This is a genomic window from Methylophilus sp. Leaf416 (assembly GCF_001424665.1).
Lineage (GTDB): Bacteria > Pseudomonadota > Gammaproteobacteria > Burkholderiales > Methylophilaceae > Methylophilus.
The window spans coordinates 251,967-271,184 of the sequence record NZ_LMQS01000001.1; the positions used below are offsets into that span (position 1 = coordinate 251,967).

The 19,218-nt window shown below is 49.6% G+C and carries 16 protein-coding genes and 2 tRNA genes; 10 read left to right on the forward strand and 8 right to left on the reverse strand.

Annotated features, from left to right (window positions below; all coding sequences use genetic code 11):
• The first annotated feature begins 13 nt into the window (after positions 1–13).
• From ASG34_RS01175 to ASG34_RS01190, 4 genes are all read left to right on the forward strand, one after another.
• Positions 14–775, forward strand: a complete 762-nt coding sequence (locus tag ASG34_RS01175) for a response regulator (RefSeq protein ID WP_055825531.1) — start codon at positions 14–16, stop codon at positions 773–775.
• Between the two features lie 14 nt (positions 776–789).
• Entirely contained in the window at positions 790–2,169 is a 1,380-nt protein-coding gene (locus ASG34_RS01180) for an ATP-binding protein (RefSeq protein WP_055825533.1), read from the forward strand.
• 84 nt (positions 2,170–2,253) lie between these two features.
• Positions 2,254–2,344 (forward strand) — tRNA-Ser (locus ASG34_RS01185).
• Between the two features lie 568 nt (positions 2,345–2,912).
• Positions 2,913–4,370 (forward strand): acetamidase/formamidase family protein, encoded by a 1,458-nt coding sequence (locus tag ASG34_RS01190; protein ID WP_055827222.1) that lies wholly within the window; start codon positions 2,913–2,915, stop codon positions 4,368–4,370.
• Positions 4,371–4,503: 133 nt separating this feature from the next.
• On the opposite strand, the gene ASG34_RS01195 is transcribed toward ASG34_RS01190, so the two are convergent.
• The 4 genes from ASG34_RS01195 to uvrB all read right to left on the reverse strand — a co-directional run bounded on the left by ASG34_RS01195 (position 4,504) and on the right by uvrB (position 8,339).
• Positions 4,504–5,049 carry a hypoxanthine-guanine phosphoribosyltransferase gene (locus ASG34_RS01195; protein WP_055825535.1) on the reverse strand — a complete coding sequence of 182 codons (546 nt, stop codon included), beginning with the start codon at positions 5,047–5,049 and terminating at the stop codon, positions 4,504–4,506.
• A 13-nt stretch (positions 5,050–5,062) separates the two neighbouring features.
• A complete protein-coding gene (galU, locus tag ASG34_RS01200; protein WP_055825536.1) occupies positions 5,063–5,932 on the reverse strand; it encodes a UTP--glucose-1-phosphate uridylyltransferase GalU in 870 nt (289 codons plus the stop codon).
• 80 nt (positions 5,933–6,012) lie between these two features.
• Entirely contained in the window at positions 6,013–6,309 is a 297-nt protein-coding gene (locus tag ASG34_RS01205; RefSeq protein WP_055825539.1) for a SemiSWEET transporter, read from the reverse strand.
• On the reverse strand, positions 6,306–8,339 hold the full coding sequence (gene uvrB, locus ASG34_RS01210) for an excinuclease ABC subunit UvrB (RefSeq protein ID WP_055825542.1): 2,034 nt from the start codon (positions 8,337–8,339) through the stop codon (positions 6,306–6,308). Before uvrB ends, ASG34_RS01205 begins: the two co-directional genes overlap by 4 nt.
• A 156-nt stretch (positions 8,340–8,495) precedes the next feature.
• On the opposite strand from uvrB, the gene ASG34_RS01215 reads away from it, so the two are divergent.
• Complete coding sequence (locus tag ASG34_RS01215; RefSeq protein ID WP_055825545.1) at positions 8,496–9,515, forward strand: trypsin-like peptidase domain-containing protein; 1,020 nt, start codon at positions 8,496–8,498, stop codon at positions 9,513–9,515.
• A gap of 168 nt (positions 9,516–9,683) precedes the next feature.
• The gene (locus ASG34_RS01220) at positions 9,684–10,898 is read left to right on the forward strand and encodes a pyridoxal phosphate-dependent aminotransferase (RefSeq protein WP_055827225.1); all 1,215 of its coding nucleotides are present in this window, start codon (positions 9,684–9,686) and stop codon (positions 10,896–10,898) included.
• Positions 10,899–10,961: 63 nt separating this feature from the next.
• Here ASG34_RS01220 and ASG34_RS01225 read toward each other — a convergent pair whose 3' ends face one another.
• Positions 10,962–11,540: a hypothetical protein gene (locus ASG34_RS01225; protein WP_055825548.1), complete on the reverse strand. Its 579-nt coding sequence runs from the start codon at positions 11,538–11,540 to the stop codon at positions 10,962–10,964.
• Positions 11,541–11,769: 229 nt separating this feature from the next.
• Between ASG34_RS01225 and ASG34_RS01230 the strand changes: the two genes are divergently transcribed.
• Positions 11,770–11,845, forward strand: a tRNA-Asn gene (locus tag ASG34_RS01230).
• A 67-nt stretch (positions 11,846–11,912) separates the two neighbouring features.
• On the opposite strand, the gene ASG34_RS01235 is transcribed toward ASG34_RS01230, so the two are convergent.
• The 3 genes from ASG34_RS01235 to ASG34_RS01245 all read right to left on the reverse strand — a co-directional run bounded on the left by ASG34_RS01235 (position 11,913) and on the right by ASG34_RS01245 (position 16,099).
• Positions 11,913–13,346 (reverse strand): aminotransferase-like domain-containing protein, encoded by a 1,434-nt coding sequence (locus tag ASG34_RS01235; protein WP_055825550.1) that lies wholly within the window; start codon positions 13,344–13,346, stop codon positions 11,913–11,915.
• 112 nt (positions 13,347–13,458) lie between these two features.
• Positions 13,459–13,791, reverse strand: coding sequence for a hypothetical protein (locus tag ASG34_RS01240; RefSeq protein WP_055825551.1), 333 nt, complete (start codon positions 13,789–13,791; stop codon positions 13,459–13,461).
• Positions 13,781–16,099: an FdhF/YdeP family oxidoreductase gene (locus ASG34_RS01245; RefSeq protein ID WP_055825553.1), complete on the reverse strand. Its 2,319-nt coding sequence runs from the start codon at positions 16,097–16,099 to the stop codon at positions 13,781–13,783. Before ASG34_RS01245 ends, ASG34_RS01240 begins: the two co-directional genes overlap by 11 nt.
• Before the next feature lie 347 nt (positions 16,100–16,446).
• Here ASG34_RS01245 and ASG34_RS01250 point away from each other — a divergent pair, with 347 nt between their 5' ends.
• The 3 genes from ASG34_RS01250 to ASG34_RS13740 are packed head-to-tail and all read left to right on the forward strand — an operon-like array spanning position 16,447 to position 19,068.
• Positions 16,447–17,901: a cytochrome ubiquinol oxidase subunit I gene (locus ASG34_RS01250; RefSeq protein ID WP_055825555.1), complete on the forward strand. Its 1,455-nt coding sequence runs from the start codon at positions 16,447–16,449 to the stop codon at positions 17,899–17,901.
• Positions 17,902–18,915 carry a cytochrome d ubiquinol oxidase subunit II gene (cydB, locus tag ASG34_RS01255; protein ID WP_055825557.1) on the forward strand — a complete coding sequence of 338 codons (1,014 nt, stop codon included), beginning with the start codon at positions 17,902–17,904 and terminating at the stop codon, positions 18,913–18,915.
• 12 nt (positions 18,916–18,927) lie between these two features.
• Positions 18,928–19,068: a DUF2474 family protein gene (locus tag ASG34_RS13740; RefSeq protein WP_082504768.1), complete on the forward strand. Its 141-nt coding sequence runs from the start codon at positions 18,928–18,930 to the stop codon at positions 19,066–19,068.
• The last annotated feature ends 150 nt before the right edge of the window (positions 19,069–19,218 follow it).

Below are 19,218 nucleotides of genomic sequence, written 5' to 3' on the forward strand. Positions count from 1 at the left end.
GAGATACCCAGCGATGACAGAAACCAGCCACGATACCCATGTTCTGGTGGTAGATGATGATGACGCAATCCGCGACCTGCTTTGTGATTTTCTGCAGGAAAATCAGCTGAGCACATATCAGGCCGCCAATCATGCGCAAATGTGGCAAGTACTGCAACAAAAAGTACCAGATGTCATCATCCTCGATATCAATATGCCGCAACGCAACGGCATAGAACTTTGTCGCGAGCTGCGCGAATCACCCAAGTACCACAGTATTCCCATTATCATGCTTACCGCACGTAGTAGCTCGCTGGATACCATCATGGGCCTGGAGACGGGTGCGGATGATTACGTAGCCAAACCGTTCGAGCCATTGGAACTACTCTCGCGTATACGCAGCGTGATACGCCGTAGCCGTATGGTGGCAGAAAATGCTGGCAAGCAAAGCGAAGAACTGGATAACGGCATTTTGCGCCAGATTGCGTTTAACGAATGGACGCTGGATATCCAGAACCGCACGCTGATTGATAAATTGAATACCAGCATCCCGCTCTCAAACGCAGAATTCAAGTTTTTGCGCTTTATGCTGTTACACGCCAACCGCCCGCTTAGCCGTGACCAGTTAATGGAAGAAATGCATGGCCGCGAGGCAGGACCTTTCGACAGATCCATTGATTTACAAATTAGCAGGATCAGGCAAAAAATCGAAATCGACAGCAAAAATCCCACTGTGATCAAGACCTTGCGTAATGAAGGTTACCTGCTCACCGCCGATGTGCGCTATGTCAAATAAAGGGACCTGACGATATGCTGAAAAATCTGTTAGGAGCCATGTCAGTCAGGATTTTCCTGATAGCCGTCATTGGCATCCTGCTCACCGCCACAGTCGTCAATGTGCTGGGCCAGCGTGATTCACGTGTCAACGAATCCCGTCTGCGCGACCAGTTTGCGTTTGACCGCATCGAAAGCATGATCCGCATCCTGGAAATCACCGTGCCCGAAAAGCGTTCTGAAATCCAGGATGTATTCAAGCGTATGGGCAGCAGTTTAAAGCTCGGCGCCGTGCCTCCAAAAAACGTACCTGCCTTACCGGCAGAACTGGAAAACCTGAATACCCTGCTAGTACCTGAAATTGCCGATGTGATCAGCATCACCACCCAGGGCCGCTGTAGTGCACGTAACCGTCCGCCTGAACCCCCACGTGAATTTGGCCCGCCACCACCTCAACCAGGCTATTGTCTGGCGGTATACACACATTTGCAGGACAACACACCCGTATTAATCCAGCTACGCTATGGCGGGCATCGGCCACCACCAGGCCACCCGCCTGAGCGTAATCCGCTTGCCTTCGTGCTGGCGTTACTGGGGCTGATCAGCATTATCTGGGTGGTTGCCTCCGTGGCAACACAACCATTACGCAAACTGGCAAACGCCGCACTGCAACTGGCGCACAACATAGAAAATCCGCCGTTGCCGGAGAATCAGGGGTCAACTGAAGTACGCCATGCTGCCAAAGCCTTCAATGAAATGCAGCGCAGCATCCTCAAGCATGTGCAGGAACGTGGCTTTATCCTCGGCGCAATCGCGCATGACCTGCAAACGCCGTTGACGCGTTTACGCTTGCGCCTGGAGAAAGTCAAAGACGCAGAACTCAAGCAAAGCCTGGTCAACGACCTGACCGCAACGCAGGAAATGGTGCGTGAAGGCCTGGACTTTGCAAGACTATGCAGCGAGAACGTCGATAAAAACCGGGTAGACCTCACGGCCCTGGCGACTGCTGTCTGCGATGATTTTGAAGAAGCAGGACATGCTATCCATAAAACCCTGCCCGACGAAGCCATCACCATCATGGGCTCGGCACACCTGCTTACACGCTGCCTGAACAACCTGTTAAATAACGCCATTCATTATGCACAATCGCCTACCCTCACCATTCAGGTGAAAGCGTCTCGCGTACTATGCACTATCTCGGACGAAGGCCCGGGCATTCCGGCACAAGAGCTTGATAATGTGCTGGAACCCTTCAGAAGGCTGGAAGATTCACGCTCCAGACATACTGGCGGTACAGGTCTAGGTTTATCCATTGCGCGCATGATTGTTGAAAAACACGGTGGTAGTATGACCTTGAGCAATAAACCGTCACCTGAATCAGGGTTAGTGGTGCAAATCGATTTGCCTTTGAACTGAATTTAGAGCTTAAGTATCTATTGAATCAGTGCGTTAGCAAGGTGTAGACTAGCGCCCTTTCAGTATTCTATTGCTGCGAAAAACGGAGAAGTGGCAGAGCTGGTTGAATGTACCTGACTCGAAATCAGGCATACGTGAAAGCGTATCGAGGGTTCGAATCCCTCCTTCTCCGCCAAAATTATTTGGCTAAAATTTAGCTGCAGGAAAGAGTCTTTCGGTAATTTCCGTTGATCAATTTTGAGTGGGCTCAATACATACTTAATCAACTCAGGAAGAACTCCCACGTACACAATTAATGATTCCCTGCATTCTAGCTAAGGGCTTTTTTGCCAACTAGGACGGATTGAAATGAGGTTGTTATTTGTTTCAAGCTGTGGTGAATCAGCCCCATCCCCGATTTAACAGGTATTTCCGAGTTTATAAGGCATCTTTTACAGGATGCCTTTTTCTATTATGGGACTGGACGTTTAAGTTTTGCCCCATATCACGACCTTTTTAAAGTAAAAAAATTTTTCCTCTACAGCCCATTCAAAAGCTGCCTACGTAGTTTAACGTATTAATAAACAACAGCTTAGGTGCGAGCATAGTGCCATAAACTAACACTTTAACAAGCTTGGCTGATGGTTAGCCTATGCAGTAATCACTTAGCATACAACCCGCCATCGCCCCACGACCATCCATTCAGAACCTGGCGGTTTTGATAAAAGTTTTTATGTATTTTTAACTCAGTGGAGTCTTTCAAAATGGCGGAACATACTTGCAGTCCCGGTTGTAATCATGGCATCACCCCGGAAAACGAGGGGTTGATCAAAGAAGAGTTTCACGAAGCTCGAAGATCATTTTTGAAAGATGCGTTTGCTGTTGGCAGCAGCACGGCCGCCTTGGGAGCATTGGGAATTACCATGTCGCAAAGTGCGTTTGCACAAAGCCCAAAAGTAGGCGCCGGTGCAGGGCGTGCCAGCCATTATTATGTGCCAGCCAATGACAAAACCGTTCACTGGGGCTTTTTCAGTAAATCCCTCAAGCCATTGATCGAGGTTGAGTCCGGTGACTATGTCACGCTGGAAACCCTCACCCACCATGCCAATGACGACGCCGAGCGTATGGTGCGCGGTGACCCTGGTGCAGAAAGCGTGTTTTACTGGGACAGTAAGCGCAAAGGCGTGGACCGCCGCGGCATTGGTGCGATGAATGCCAAAGTGGGCGCAGGTGGCGGTTTGGGCGTGCATATCTGTACAGGACCTGTTGCCATCAAGGGTGCTGAACCAGGCGATATACTGGAAGTACGTATTGTAGATGTCACCCCAAGAGCCAGTGCCAATCCACTTTACAAAGGCAAGGCGTTTGGCAGTAATGCGGCAGCCTGGTGGGGATTTCATTATGGCGACACGGTGGAAGAACCCAAGAAACGCGAGGTCATCACTATTTATGAAGTCGATGCCACGGGTGAAAGAAACTACGCCAGTGCGGTGTATAACTTTCGCTGGACACCGCAGACCGACCCTTTTGGCGTGGTGCACCCGATTATTGATTACCCTGGTGTACCGGTGGACCACAAAACCATACAGGAAAACCACAATGTGCTTAAAAACGTGCGGGTGCCTATCCGTCCGCACTTTGGCACCATGGGCGTGGCGCCTGCCGAAGCGGATATGGTCAACTCCATTCCGCCCAGTTATACCGGCGGCAATATAGATAACTGGCGCATAGGCAAAGGCGCTACCTTGTACTACCCTGTTTCGGTTAGCGGTGGATTATTCTCTGTAGGCGACCCCCATGCTTCACAGGGCGATTCCGAACTCTGTGGAACCGCGATCGAATGTTCACTCACCGGAACATTCCAGCTGATTTTGCACAAAAAAGCCAGCCTGCCAGGCACCCCTCTGGAAAGCCTGAAGTATCCATTGCTGGAAACGCAGGATGAATGGTTGCTGCATGGCTTTAGCTATCCTAATTATTTGGCAGACTTGGGCGCGGATGCGCAGAACAGTATTTTTGCCAAGTCATCAGTAGATTTGGCTTTGCGTGATGCCTATCGAAAAATGCGTGACTTCCTGATGAGCACGCAGGGATTGACTGAGGATGAGGCCATTTCACTGATGTCGATTGCGGTAGATTTCGGGATTACCCAGGTAGTCGATGGCAACTGGGGCGTGCATGCTTTGGTGAAAAAAAGTATTTTCCCGCCACGCAAAACCTGATTGAAGTGCTGGTAACTAACAGGGACAAAACACCATCCCTGTTATCTCAGGTGTTTAAATACAAACAAGCCGGTTGTTTTGCACATGGCTAAACAACCGGCTTCTGGATTCAGAAAATTGAATGTTCACTGCTTTACTTTAACGCACGAATCTCAGGCAAATTTCTCCACCAGCCATAGACATCCATGCCACAGCCAAACACATAACGGTTTGGCACCGTTAAGCCAACTACATCCGCTTGCAGCGGTTTGACACAACCATTATCTTTATCAGCCAGTACGGCAGTCAATACCTGTGTGGCACCTGCTTTCTGGCAATACTGCACGACTTCTGCCAGGGTAATACCTTCATCCAGAATATCATCGAGTACGACCACTGTTTGTGCAGTCATATCAAACTCAGGCTCCTTGGCCCAGACGATTTCACTTCCTGACGTGCCATGATAGCGATTGGCTTGCAGGTAATCGAGGCGCGCTGGCAGTTGCAGCCTTTGCATTAACTGGCCTGCCAGGTAAAGTCCGCCGCGCATCACACACAATAGTAATATTGACTGGCCAGCCAGTTTATCGTGCAATTCTTGCGCTATCTGATCCAGTGCCTTGGTGACATCAGCTTCGGTAAAGACGATGTCAGAATGTGCAAGCCAGTAGTCTGGCGACTGGTTATCGGGATCTTGCATGATCAAAAGCTGGTTAGATAGCCAGGGTTTTCAGGTATTCCCTGAAGCTGCCGGAAATTTCATCATGCTGCAATGCCAGTTCAACGTTGGCTTGCATAAAGCCCAGCTTGCTGCCGCAATCATAGCGTTTACCTTTGTAGCGGTAGGCTTTAACTTTTTCAAATTCCATCAAGGCAGCAATACCGTCAGTCAGTTGAATTTCACCACCCTTGCCTGGTTTAACTTTTTCCAGGCACTCAAAAATACGTGGCGATAATACATAACGGCCAACGACTGCCAGGTTAGAAGGCGCCTCTTCCGGTTTTGGTTTTTCAACCATGCCTTTGACCAATAACAGATCATCAGTTTCTGCAACCGCGTCCACTATGCCATAGCTGCTGGTTTCTTCTGGAGCAACGGTTTCAATACCCAGGATAGAACATTGATTTTGCTCATAGACATCAACCATTTGTTTGGTAATCGATACATCACCGCACAGTAAGTCATCGGCTAACAATACGGCAAACGGCTCATCACCCACGACTGGTTTGGCGCATAACACCGCATGACCTAAACCCAACGCTTGTGACTGGCGGATAAATACGCAGCTGACCCCTTTAGGCAAAATGCTATGCACGATATCCAGTAATTTTTGTTTACCTGCAGCTTCCAGCTCAGCTTCGAGCTCGTAAGCTTTGTCAAAGTGATCGGCAATTGAGCGTTTATTACGCCCGGTGATGAAAATCAGTTCGGTGGCGCCCGCTGCAATAGCTTCTTCAGCAGCATATTGAATCAATGGCTTATCAACCACAGGCAACATTTCCTTAGGGCTGGCTTTGGTTGCCGGCAAGAAACGTGTGCCTAATCCGGCAACTGGAAATACTGCTTTTGTAATTTTTTTCATGGTCGTATCCTAAAAAATTTCTAGTTTTAAATAATAAATAATCAGTAAAAGTGATCAATCATCAAAAAAATAATCTGGTATTAAAGCTGTGTCATAGATTTCATTTTTGGAGATTTCATTTTGAGTGACTGCAATTTTAACAAAAGAACACCACCTGCAAGTAACGCTGTAATCGCATTGGCGATGATCACCGGCCAATCGCCAATTAAAAGCCCGTACACCAGCCATAAAATAACGCCTAGCGTGAAAATTGTATACATAGGCAACGATATCCCGCTTAAATCACGCGTGCGCCAGGATTTGATGACTTGCGGCACAAATGCTACCGTAGTGCACATCGCCGCTACCGAACCAATACAGGTGTTTAGTAAACTCATTTCAAATCATCTACTTCGGCACCAAATGCTTGCAACTTGAGTTTTTTCAGCTGATCACGTAACTGGGCGGCTTTTTCAAACTCCAGGTTTTTGGCTGCATCATGCATGGCTTTTTCTACCCGCTTGAGTTCTTTGGCCAGCGTTTTCTCACTCATGTTCTCGTAACTAGCCTGTTCTTGCGCGGCTTTACGTTCACGGTGTGCTTCATCTTTATCGTACACGCCTTCAATCAGGTCTTTAATCCGCTTGGTCACCCCTTTAGGCGTGATGCCATGCTTTGCATTAAACGCTTCCTGGATAGTACGGCGACGGTCAGACTCATCCATCGCCAGTTTCATGCTGCGTGTGATCTTGTTGGCGTAAAAAATCACTTTACCATTCAGGTTACGCGCCGCGCGGCCGGCTGTCTGGATCAACGAGCGTTCAGAGCGCAAGAAGCCTTCCTTATCGGCATCGAGCACCGCTACCAATGAAACTTCGGGGATATCCAGACCTTCACGCAACAGGTTGATACCCACCAGCACATCAAACTCCCCCAGGCGCAAATCACGGATAATTTCTACCCGTTCTACCGTTTCAATATCACTATGGAGGTAGCGCACTTTAACGCCATGCTCGGACAAATAATCGGTAAGATCTTCTGCCATACGTTTGGTCAGCGTGGTAGTCAGCACGCGTTCGCCAATCGCTACGCGTTCTTTAATTTCGCCCAACAGGTCATCCACTTGCGTATCAGCGGGTTTAACAATGATTTTAGGGTCTATCAAGCCGGTCGGACGCGCAATCATTTCCACTACTTGCTGCTGATGGTTTTTTTCGTAATCCGCAGGCGTCGCAGATACAAACACGCATTGACGCATAATGCGCTCAAACTCTTCAAACTTGAGCGGGCGGTTATCCATCGCTGAAGGCAAACGCCAGCCGTAATCCACCAGGTTTGCTTTGCGTGATCGGTCACCCAGATACATCCCGCCGATTTGCGGCACCGTGACGTGGCTTTCATCGATGATCATCAATGCATGCTCCGGCAGATAATCGATCAGTGTCGGCGGCGGGTCGCCAGGTTTACGGCCTGTCAAATGGCGACTGTAGTTCTCAATGCCTTTGCAAAAGCCAATTTCATTGAGCATTTCCAGGTCGAACCGCGTGCGCTGTTCAATCCGCTGCGCTTCAACCAGCTTGTTTTCACTCAGATAGACTTTAACGCGGTCGCGTAATTCGGCTTTGATGGTTTCCATCGCACGCACCGTCGCTTCCCGCGCAGTCACATAATGGCTGGATGGGAAAATACGGAAATTATGGATTTTATTAAATACCTGGCCGGTCAGTGGATCAAACAACTGAATGCTGTCGATTTCGTCATCGAACATGCTGATGCGCACCGCTGTTTCACTGTTTTCAGAGGGAAATACATCCACAATATCGCCACGGACACGGAAGCAACCACGGCCAAAATCAAAATCGTTACGGTCGTATTGCATCGCAATCAAGTGCGCCACAATATCTTTTTGCTCAATCTTCAGGCCCTGATGCACATGCAGCACCATGCCATGATATTCACCCGGGTCTCCGATACCATAAATGGCTGAAACAGTTGCCACGATTACCGCATCTTCACGCTCAAGCAACGCCTTGGTCGCTGCCAAACGTAATTGTTCGATGTGTTCGTTAATACTGGAGTCTTTTTCGATAAACAGGTCGCGTGAGGGCACATACGCTTCCGGCTGGTAATAGTCGTAGTAACTGACGAAGTATTCCACCGCATTATTGGGGAAAAACTCTTTGAATTCGCTGTAGAGCTGGGCCGCCAGGGTTTTGTTTGGCGCCATGACGATGGCCGGTTTACCGGTCCGTGCAATCACATTGGCCATGGTGTAAGTTTTACCGGAGCCGGTCACGCCGAGCAGGGTTTGAAACTTCAAACCATCTTCAATGCCTTTAGTCAGTTTTTCTATGGCCTGAGGCTGATCCCCGGCCGGAGGAAAAGGCTGGTGTAACTCAAACTTGCTACCTGGAAAGGTGACGATCACGAAAACAATCTGATTAAATAAACAATAGTCTCATTTTAACTGCTTTTGGTTCAATGGGCGTGTGATTTACATTTGACAACGCAGCATTTAAGGAGAACTATTGGCTTTGAAAGTAGTCCTCTGTTGGATGTCTGAAAAATCACTCTGGAGATTGGCTTGAAGCTTTTACTATCGGTGTTTATTGTAATATTTTCTGCCTCTTCGCATGCTTATAACCAGCAGGCATTGATGGAAGCTTATTTTGGCGTCGTCATGATCCGTGGCTACAACGAGGATGGCGGCATGGCCTACGGTTCAGGCGTGGTAGTCGCTGACCATACTGTGGTGACCAATTGCCATGTGCTACGCGCCACCAAACAACCATGGGTTTCGCGTGGTGAAGATGCCTACCCGATCACCAGCGTCCGCGCCGATGTATGGCACGACTTGTGCCTGGTCACATCACCGACCCTGCCGCTTAAGCCGGTCGTACGCGGTAATAGCTATGCATTGACACGTGGGCAGGAAATAAGCGCCATCGGCCATTCCAATGGCGTGCCCGCACCCATCACCTCCATTGGTGAGATTCAAGGTCTTTACTCGACCCCTTCCGGCAATATGATACGCAGTAGCGCTAAATTCCTGATGGGCGCCAGCGGCAGCGGATTATTCGATATGGATGGCAAACTGGTTGGCATCAACACTTTTAAAACCGCGGGTTACGGCCGCAGCATCCATTTTGCTTTACCAGTGGAATGGCTGGAAACTTTGGAGAAAATGCCCGCCAGTACCGAGTTCCCCGTGCGTGGCAAAGCCTTATGGGAAGAAGATGAAGATAAAAAACCCTACTACATGCAAGCAGCGGTGCCAGAGTCACGCCAGGATTGGGCTAACATGGAGAAAATTAGTGCCATATGGACCCAGAATGAAACTAGCAACGCAGATGCCTGGTTTAGCCTGGGATTGGCTGAACAATCATTGAAACAATTTGATGCAGCAGCTACTGCCTATCAAAAAGCAGTCAGCCTGGATGGCCAGTTTGTAGAAGCCTGGTTCAGGCGCGGCGAAGTCGCACAGCGCTTGGGCGACGACAAAACCGTGAAAGACATTGAATTGCAACTGCAGAAAATTGACCCGTTGCTGGTATCGGTTTACCAGAACTATCTTAGTTGCGAGCAAAACTGCCAGAAACAGTAAGTTAAACGATCTATGAAACCCGTTTGATTGCGCCAAAAATCTGTTTAAAACTGGTGTCATTCACTTCCACCGCACGTGGTTTTTGCGTAAAATGTTGCGTTTTTCATTTTTTTGCAGGCACGAAAGTCTAGCCTGCTTGTGCACATACCGATCAACAAGGACGCCATTTTGAGCAAACCTGCCGCCAACGTGCTATCTGCGCGAGTTTTATCCATTAAAGAATCCCCTACTTTGGCGATCACCGCCAAAGCCGCCAAATATAAATCCGAAGGCCGTCCGATTATTGGCCTGGCAGCAGGTGAGCCAGATTTCGATACACCACAACATATTAAAGATGCAGCCAAAGCAGCCATCGACGCAGGTTACACAAAATACACGCCCGTCAGTGGCATTCCAGCCCTGAAAAAAGCCATTGTTAACAAATTCAAGAATGAAAACGGTTTTGATTATGCCGTGAATGAAGTGATTGTTGGCGTAGGCGGCAAGCAAACCATTTTCAACCTGTGTCTGGCAGTATTGAACCCTGGCGATGAAGTGATCATCCCAGCGCCTTACTGGGTCAGTTATGCCGATATCGCCATGGTGGCTGAGGCCAAACCGGTGATCCTGGAATGTGGTATTGAACAAGGCTTTAAATTACTGCCTGGCCAGCTGGAAGCAGCGATTAACAGCAAAACCAAACTGGTGATGTTCAATTCGCCTTCTAACCCGACCGGCGCAGTCTACTCTTTGGAAGAATTAAAAGCATTGGGTGAAGTGTTGCTCAAACATCCACACGTATTGATCGCTACCGATGACATGTACGAACACGTCAACCTGACCGGTGATCAATTCCATAACATCCTCAATGCCGCGCCTGGCTTGAAAGACCGCTGTATCGTGCTTAATGGCGTATCCAAAGCGTATTCCATGACCGGCTGGCGTATTGGTTATGCGGCTGGCCCGGCTTACATCATCAAGGCGATGGAAATCCTGCAAAGCCAGTCGACCAGCAACCCGACTTCTATTTCACAGTATGCCGCTGAAGCCGCCCTGAGTGGCTCACAGGACTGTATCAAACCGATGGTCGCTGCCTTTAAAGAGCGCCATCAATATGTGGTTGACCGATTCAATGCCATGCCGGGCTTAAGCTGTTTAATGGCTGGAGGTGCTTTCTATGCTTTCCCGGATGCGCGTCAGGCGATTGCAAATCTGCATCAGGCTGGCAAAATCAAAGAAACTTCAGACATGGCGCTGGCAGAATACCTGCTGGAAGAACACAATGTCGCGGTGGTGCCAGGCTCTGCATTTGGTGCTGAAGGGTATTTCCGTATCTCGTTTGCTACCAGCATGGATAACCTGCGCGAAGCATTGGACAGGATAGAACAAGCGCTTAAAGCCTAATCCTGCACTCAAAATAAAAAAGCGCCATCAGGCGCTTTTTTATTATTCCAGCACTAAGATTATCTAGTCATTCAGAAAGTCTTTCAGAGGGCTATTCGGTAACCCGATATCTGCACTTGCCGTTTGCGTCATCAGGTCTGCCAGTTCCGTAATCGGCATCGCGGCTGGAGACACTACCGCATGATGATCGCCGGAAATCAACACATCATGAATATTCAAAGCATCTGCAGGGCTTGTATCTTGCAGCGCCTGCTCGGTGATTGAAGTATGCGCGATTGAAACAAAAGCGCTTGCCTCTTCTTGCAGCATGGATGCCAGCGGCGGCGTTAAATCAATCGCATCATTCAATTGCAAAGCAGCCAGCACATGTTGAATCACCGCCGGATTCACTGCATGCTCACTGATATCCATGGTATGCGGCGATGCAGACACTTCGTCAGACAATGTGACCGACTGTTGTTCGGCAAATTGAACCATCTCGCCACTGATCGCCTGCATGGCAACCTGTGCGCCAGCCACGGTCACTAACTGATCGCCGGCATGCAATGTATCGCCCGCTTTCAACTGAATATGGTGACCATACTGATCCACAATTTCCGCAGTACCAGTCATACCAACCACTTTTCCTAAAACTGTACGCATAAGCATCTCCTGTTACCGCTATTATAAACGACCTTGCCCCAATAAAAAATTGACCCGTTTGGGTAACAAAAGTGCGATCTGACCATGCAAACCTCTTGACTTTTATGACTGCATATCAAGCAAAACCGGCATTTAAACTGCGCATCGAAAAATATGGAGAAATTCGCAAAAAGTGGTTGACCAAGGGGCACGGTCTCAGTAATATAGCGCCTTCAAACGACGTACCGATTCCTCAATAGCTCAGTCGGTAGAGCGCCGGACTGTTAATCCGTAGGTCCCTGGTTCGAGCCCAGGTTGAGGAGCCAAATTAAAAAAGCCTTGTAGAAATACAAGGCTTTTTGCTTTTCTAGTCTCTACATTTTCTACGCGTTTCTATGCTTGCGGTTTTTCTGCTGCCAGCATCTCACAAGCCAGTGCACCTACATCACGGACTGCTTTTTCTATCACCAAAGTCCACAGATGGCTGAAGTTAAGCCTTATGTAGTGCGTCAGTTCTTTCCTGAGTGTAAAAATCGTACCTGGCGCAACCGTGATGCCATTATCGATAGCGGCACGATAGAGTTCCAGCGCATCCAGCGCTTGAGGCAGCTTTACCCAGATGACGTAACCGCCCTTGGGCACAGAAAGCTCCGTACCTACAGGGAAGCTCTGTTCGATCACATTACGCATCAGCACATAGTTTGAACGCAAGGTATGACGTAATTGTTTGAGATGCTGCTCGAAACTATCGCGCTGCATGAATTTGGCAATTGCGATTTGCGGGGCTGAAGTCAGCGACAGGCTGTTCAGGAACATCAACCGCTCAACTTCTTGCCGGTAACGGCCAGCAGCCATCCAGCCAACGCGATAGCCTGGGGCCAGCGATTTGGAGAACGATGAGCAATGCAGCACCATACCGGTACGGTCAAAAGCCTTGGCGGGCAAAGGCGCTTGCTCGCTGAAATACAGTTCCCCATACACATCATCTTCAATCAGCGGAATCTGCTGTTCTGCAAGAAATTCCACTAAGGCTTGTTTCTTGGCATCGGGCATCACAAAACCGAGCGGATTCTGGAAGTTGCTGGTGAGGATAACGGCAGCGACGCGCACATTGTCGGTAACGGCACGTAACGCATCCAGATCAATACCGGAGTCTGGATGAGTGCGGACCTCAGCCACTCTCATGCCCAGGCGCTCTACTGTGTGGGCCAGCGCGTAGTAGCCTGGGGATTCCAGCGCGATGGTATCCCCTGCTTTGGCCACGGCTTGCAGGCAAAGGGTGATGGCTTCGGTAGCCCCGTGCGTGATGACGATATCGTCAGGCGATACATCCATGCCATTAGTAAGGTAACGCCTGGCAATCTGCTGGCGTAGCATCTCATTGCCTGGTGGCAGGTCGCTGAGAACGCCCCACTCACCCTGGTCATCGGTCAGGGCTTTTTCATACTGGTGGATTTTCTTGAGCGGAAACAGTTGCGGATCAGGGAATGGCGAGCCTAACGGGACCGTACCGAATTCGCGAATGGATTTGAGTGTGGTGAGGACCAGTTTGCTGGCATCGACTTCGGATAGATTGATATCTTTTGCCAGCGCTGAAGTTTGTTTCTGTTGCAGGCGTTTGCGTGGAGTGACGTAATAGCCCGATTGCGGATGGCTGCTGATCACGCCTTCCTGTTCCAGCAGTAAGTAACCACGTAAAACCGTACTGATGCTGAGACTATATTTTTCGCTGGCTTGGCGGACTGAAGGGACTCTGTCTCCCGGTCGCAAAACGCCTTCATCTATCATTGCGCGTATGCGGGCGGCAAACGAGACATAAAGCTTCATGGTGGTAAGACTGGGGAGAAACGCAGATGCGGACCATTATACGCCAGCGATATGCGGCGTAGCGGCGATATTGATGAAATATAAAGCGGCTTAAATTTAAGATGAACTCAATTTAAGCCGACTGCAGCGCGAGCGTGATTTCCTCTCCTGCGGGTGTCAGGGCCGCAACCAGGCGCTCTTTTTCCATCATGACATCGACCAGTTGCTGCTCGCTGAGTGCAGTCATCAGGCGTTGCAGTGTACTCATGCGTAATTCCAGACGCTTGCAGATAGCCGCCAGCGGAACCTGTGCCCGTCCATGCCCATGTTCTGCATGTAGCAAAGCCAGGATGCCCAGCATACGCACAGCACTGGTATCTAGCGGGGAAGGATCAATCCGGTCAGGATGATCAACACTGATACTTTCTTCTATGGAAGCGTCATACTGGTCGTAATCAAGCAGCATTGGCAACCTCAGAAGCTTTCTCGATGATCACCGGAATCGATTTTGAAGTCGGTGTACGTGAATGATCGGCAACACTTTCTAACGGCACCAGGTTATTGGTCTCCGGGTAATAGCCACTCAGGCAACCTTGCGGAATGTCGTATGAAACGACCATGAAGTTATCTGCGCGCCGTGTAATGCCGTCCTGCCAGACACTGACCAGGTTTATCCAGTCACCGGCTTGCAAACCCTGGCGCTCAATATCGGCAGGATTCATGAAAATGACCCGACGCTGGCCGAAGACGCCACGGTAACGGTCATCCATGCCATAGATGGTGGTGTTGTACTGGTCATGCGAACGGGTAGTCATTAACACAAACAACTGGTCACCATATTGCTCGCGTGCCTGATGGATAGGCGAGTTTTGCGGGATAGCCTGTAACGTGAATTCAGCCTTACCAGAAGGCGTATTCCAGATCCGCTGGCTTGAAGGGACCGGCATGCGGAAACCGCCCGGAGTCTTGATGCGCTCGTTGTAATCCCTGAACGCCACCGGCATCGTCTGCTCAATGATGTCGCGGATCTTGCTGTAATCCTTGATATATTCCAGCCACGGCGTTTTGCTGTTTTTCAGCGTGGCATGTGCCAGACGGGCGACAATGGCAGGCTCGGACAGCAGTTGTGGTGAAGCTGGCTTGTTCATACCGTAGGAGATATGCACCATGCTCATGGAATCTTCAACAGTGACGCCCTGCGGACCGGTTTCCTGAGTATCGATCTCTGTTCGTCCCAGGCATGGCAGTATCAGCGCTTCTTTACCATGCACCAGGTGGCTGCGGTTGAGCTTGGTGGTTACATGCGCAGTCAGTTCGCAATTGCGCATGCCTTGCCAGGTACGGTCGGTATCGGGTGTGGAAATCGAAAAATTACCGCCCAGGCCGAAGAAAAATTTCACCTTGCCGTCTATCATCGCTTCAATTGAGGCGACTGCATCATAACCTGGCGTTTTCGGTACATTCAGATCAAATACACGATCCAGGCTTTGCAGGAATTCCAGCGGCATTTTTTCGTAAATGCCAACAGTACGGTTTCCTTGCACATTGCTGTGTCCGCGCACCGGGCACAGGCCAGCGCCTTCCTTGCCGACATTACCGCGCAGCAACATTAAATTCACTAACGTCTTAATCGTCGCCACACCATGTTTGTGCTGGGTGATACCCATGCCCCAGGTGGAAATCACACGGTCGCCGGTGGCATAGATACGGGCGATTTCTTCAATCTGCGCTAATGATACGCCAGACTCTTCAACAATCACGTCCCAGCTTTCCTGGCGGGCGTCAGCGGCAATGGCTTCAAAGTTATTGGTGTGCTGGGCAATGAAATCCACATCTACCACACGCTCCGTACCTTTAACTATTGCGACATCATCCCACTGGATTACAAACTTGATCATGCCCTTGATCAGCGCCAGGTCCCCTCCCAGTTTCGGCTGGATAAACAGGCTGCTGATCTGGCTGCCTTTGAAGGACAGCATATCGAACGGACTTTGCGGGTCGGCAAAACGCTCAAGGCCGCGCTCTTTTAATGGGTTAATAGCCACAATCCGCGCACCACGTTTCGCAGCTTCACGCAGTTCACCCAACATACGCGGGTGATTGGTCGCCGGGTTCTGGCCGAAAATCAGTAAGGTGTCGGCATGCTCAAAATCCTGCAGGGTCACCGAGCCTTTACCTACACCAACGGTTGCCGGCAAAGCAATACTGGTGGATTCATGGCAAAGATTAGAACAATCCGGGAAATTATTAGTACCGAATTCACGTACGAACAGCTGGTACAGGAAAGCGGCTTCATTGCTGGCGCGTCCAGAGGTATAAAACACAGCTTCATCCGGGTCTGCCAGGGCATTTAAATGCTCAGCCATCAAGGCAAAAGCATCATCCCATAATACAACTTCGTATTTATCTGTGACCGGGTTGTAGCGCATCGGGTGAGTTAAACGGCCTTCATTTTCAAGGTCGAAATCGCTCCACTGCATTAACTCTGTCACCGTGTGTTTGGAAAAAAATTCGGGAGGAACCCGTTTGTTGGTGGCCTCAGCAGCTACCGCTTTCACACCGTTTTCGCAAAACTCAAAAGTCGAGGTATGCTCTTTATCCGGCCAGGCACAACCAGGGCAATCAAAGCCATCCGGCTGGTTTTGCGCCAGCAGGGTCAGTACGCCTTTCACAGGAATCTTCTGCAAGGCGAGTTGCGCGGCGACTTGCTTGAGTGCTCCCCAGCCTGCGGCAGGGTGATGGTATGGCTTGATTGTGGCTTTTGGTTGAGACATAGTTCCTGCTGTTCGGCAAACTTTTCTGGCGAAAACCTTAATAACGGCTAAATCTGGGAGGTATGTAGTGGGTGATAACCAGAAATCGCAAACGGATGAATGATGTGTTACATCCTAAGCCAGTCAATGCAAGGAAAACAGATACAGAAACGCCAAATTTTTAGAGTACAGTTATCCATTACCAAGCCTTAAAAACTTTAAGCGGCAAACTTTTAACATGCATGCAACTATCCCCAATCAAACCTGCTCAATGTAATAACCTTGGGCACTCTGATAATATTCATGAAGCATGATTTAGCTTGCCCTGTGGATAGCCGTTAGCATCAAACGCGTTACAAAGGATAAGAATGTCTGATTTGGCATTAACGTTAGCAAGAATCCAGTTTGGATTCACCATCTCGTTCCATATTGTATTCCCGGCAATCACCATCGGCCTGGCAAGCTATCTCGCGGTGATTGAAGCCAGTTGGCTAAAAACCAAAAATACTGTCTATCTCGACCTGTACCACTTCTGGATCAAAATATTTTCACTGTGTTTCGGTATGGGCGTGGTGTCCGGCCTGGTGATGGCCTACCAGTTTGGCACGAACTGGGCTGGTTTCTCCTCTGTGGCTGGCAGCGTCACAGGGCCACTGCTTGCTTATGAAGTATTGACCGCTTTCTTTCTTGAGGCTGGCTTTTTAGGCGTGATGCTGTTCGGCTGGAACAAAGTCGGGCCCGGCTTGCACTTTACTTCCACCGTAATGGTGGCGATTGGCACCCTGGTTTCAGCGACCTGGATATTAGCCTCCAACAGCTGGATGCATACCCCGCAAGGTTTTGAGCTGGTCGCTGGTAAAGTCATCCCGGTGGACTGGTTCAAGATTATTTTCAACCCATCTTTTCCATACCGCCTGGTGCATATGGTAGTCGGCGCCTATTTGGCAACCGCACTATTCGTCGTATCTGCGGGCGCCTGGCAATTGCTGCGAGGCAAAAACCATCCTGGCGTGCGCAAAATGATGTCTATGGGCTTATGGCTGATATTATTGCTCGCGCCTATGCAGGCCGTGATCGGTGACCTGCATGGCCTGAATACCCTCAAGCACCAACCCGCTAAAATCGCTGCGATTGAAGGCCACTGGGAAAATCCGCCAGGTCAGGCAACGCCATTGGTCTTATTTGGCTGGCCGGATATGGCACAAGAAAAAACGCATTTTGCGGTTGAAATCCCTGTGTTGGGCAGCCTGATCTTACGCCATTCACTGACTGAGCAAATTCCTGCTCTAAAAGACTTTCCGGCACAAGACAGACCCAATGCCACCATTGTATTCTGGACCTTCCGCCTGATGGTAGGCCTGGGGATGCTGATGATTTTGCTGGCAGTGACTTCGTTATGGTTGCGTGTCAAAGACCGTTTGTACCAGAGCACCCCATTCCAGAAATTCGCCATTGCCATGGGACCCGCCGGAGTGATTGCCATATTAGCGGGCTGGTACACCACCGAAATAGGCCGTCAGCCATGGGTAGTCTATGGCGTGTTACGCACCGCAGATGCGGTAACGCCACATACGACAACCGAAGTTGCACTCACCCTGGGCTTATTCGTGGTGATCTATCTGGCATTATTCGGCATGGGCACCTTATATGTGTTGCGACTGATTAATATAGGCCCGAAAACCGGAGAAGCATTGCAAGGGGATGCGATTTCCATCAACCCGACCGATGTAGACGAGTTTGCACTGGCACCAGAATTTCATCCTGATAACAAGGTGCCGGCAGCACCGGCTAATACAGACAAAACAGACAAAAAGGATCAATAAATGGGCTTATCACTGGACTTATCATTGGTATGGGCCATCATCATCCTGTTTGGCATCATGATGTATATCATCATGGATGGTTTTGATCTGGGCATCGGCATCCTCTACCCGTTCTTTCAGGAGAAGCACGACCGCGACCTGATGATGAATACCGTCGCACCGGTATGGGATGGCAACGAAACCTGGCTGGTCTTGGGCGGGGCCGGCTTGCTGGCAGCGTTCCCCCTCGCCTACTCGGTGATTTTGAGCGCACTTTCGCTGCCACTGTTATTTATGCTGATGGCGCTGATTTTTCGCGGGGTGGCATTTGAATTCCGGTTCAGGGCGACTGATGAAGAGCGGCATTTCTGGGACAAGGCTTTTCTATGTGGCTCGATTGCGGCGACTTTCTTCCAGGGCATGACGCTAGGGGCTTATCTGCAAGGCATCAAAGTTGTCAACGATGCCTATGCCGGCGGGCCGTTAGACTGGATCTCGCCTTTTTCGATTTTCACCGGCCTGAGCTTGCTGGTGACTTATGCCTTGCTGGGATGTACCTGGCTAATCATGAAAACATCAGGAGATTTGCAGAAAACCTGTTACAAGCTGTCACGCCAGATTTCAGTATTCCTGTTTGCCACTATCGTCATCATTAGTATCTGGACGCCATTGATGGATCACGGTATCGCTGATAGATGGTTCACCATGCCCAATTTGCTACTTCTTTCGCCGGTGCCGCTGCTGGTGGCATTTTTCTTTTACCGGCTGCAGAAATCACTAAGCGATAAATCCGAAACCACACCTTTTATTTACACACTTTGCCTGATCCTGCTTGGCTACATGGGCCTGGGCATCAGTATCTGGCCTAACATTATTCCGCCACATATTTCCATTCACGCCGCGGCTGCACCGCCACAAAGCCAGATGTTTGCCCTGGTTGGGGCATTGGTTATTATCCCGATTATCCTGATTTATACAGGCTGGGCATATTACGTATTCCGCGGCAAAGTGAACCCGGACGATGCTTATCACTGATAGAGGTATGCGATGACTGGCACAACACGGAAAAGCAGTTTTGCTAAAAGATTAGGCTGGTTGCTACTGATCTGGCTAGGCAGTATCGCCGCTCTCACGCTTGTGAGTTTTATGATTAAGTTACTCATGAAAGCAGCAGGCTTTAATAGCTAAACAGCCAACACTACATAACAGACAGGCACGATGAATCAACAGCCGCGAATCTTTTTCATTTTTTCCGGTCACCATAGAGATGGCCTTTTAAATTAAATTTATATTTATAAACATCTTGCCTGTTCAAAGATGGCCCGTTTAACATGCAAG

Excerpts from the sequence above, each read along its gene's own strand:
- galU (WP_055825536.1), bottom strand. The coding sequence starts at position 5,932 with ATGAAAAAAATTACAAAAGCAGTATTTCCAGTTGCCGGATTAGGCACA.
- ASG34_RS01180 (WP_055825533.1), top strand. The coding sequence starts at position 790 with ATGCTGAAAAATCTGTTAGGAGCCATGTCAGTCAGGATTTTCCTGATA.
- ASG34_RS13740 (WP_082504768.1), top strand. The coding sequence starts at position 18,928 with ATGACTGGCACAACACGGAAAAGCAGTTTTGCTAAAAGATTAGGCTGG.
- ASG34_RS01240 (WP_055825551.1), bottom strand. The coding sequence starts at position 13,791 with ATGCTGCTTGATTACGACCAGTATGACGCTTCCATAGAAGAAAGTATC.
- ASG34_RS01235 (WP_055825550.1), bottom strand. The coding sequence starts at position 13,346 with ATGAAGCTTTATGTCTCGTTTGCCGCCCGCATACGCGCAATGATAGAT.
- cydB (WP_055825557.1), top strand. The coding sequence starts at position 17,902 with ATGGGCTTATCACTGGACTTATCATTGGTATGGGCCATCATCATCCTG.
- ASG34_RS01195 (WP_055825535.1), bottom strand. The coding sequence starts at position 5,049 with ATGCAAGATCCCGATAACCAGTCGCCAGACTACTGGCTTGCACATTCT.
- ASG34_RS01175 (WP_055825531.1), top strand. The coding sequence starts at position 14 with ATGACAGAAACCAGCCACGATACCCATGTTCTGGTGGTAGATGATGAT.
- ASG34_RS01250 (WP_055825555.1), top strand. The coding sequence starts at position 16,447 with ATGTCTGATTTGGCATTAACGTTAGCAAGAATCCAGTTTGGATTCACC.
- ASG34_RS01245 (WP_055825553.1), bottom strand. The coding sequence starts at position 16,099 with ATGTCTCAACCAAAAGCCACAATCAAGCCATACCATCACCCTGCCGCA.
- ASG34_RS01225 (WP_055825548.1), bottom strand. The coding sequence starts at position 11,540 with ATGCGTACAGTTTTAGGAAAAGTGGTTGGTATGACTGGTACTGCGGAA.
- ASG34_RS01190 (WP_055827222.1), top strand. The coding sequence starts at position 2,913 with ATGGCGGAACATACTTGCAGTCCCGGTTGTAATCATGGCATCACCCCG.
- ASG34_RS01205 (WP_055825539.1), bottom strand. The coding sequence starts at position 6,309 with ATGAGTTTACTAAACACCTGTATTGGTTCGGTAGCGGCGATGTGCACT.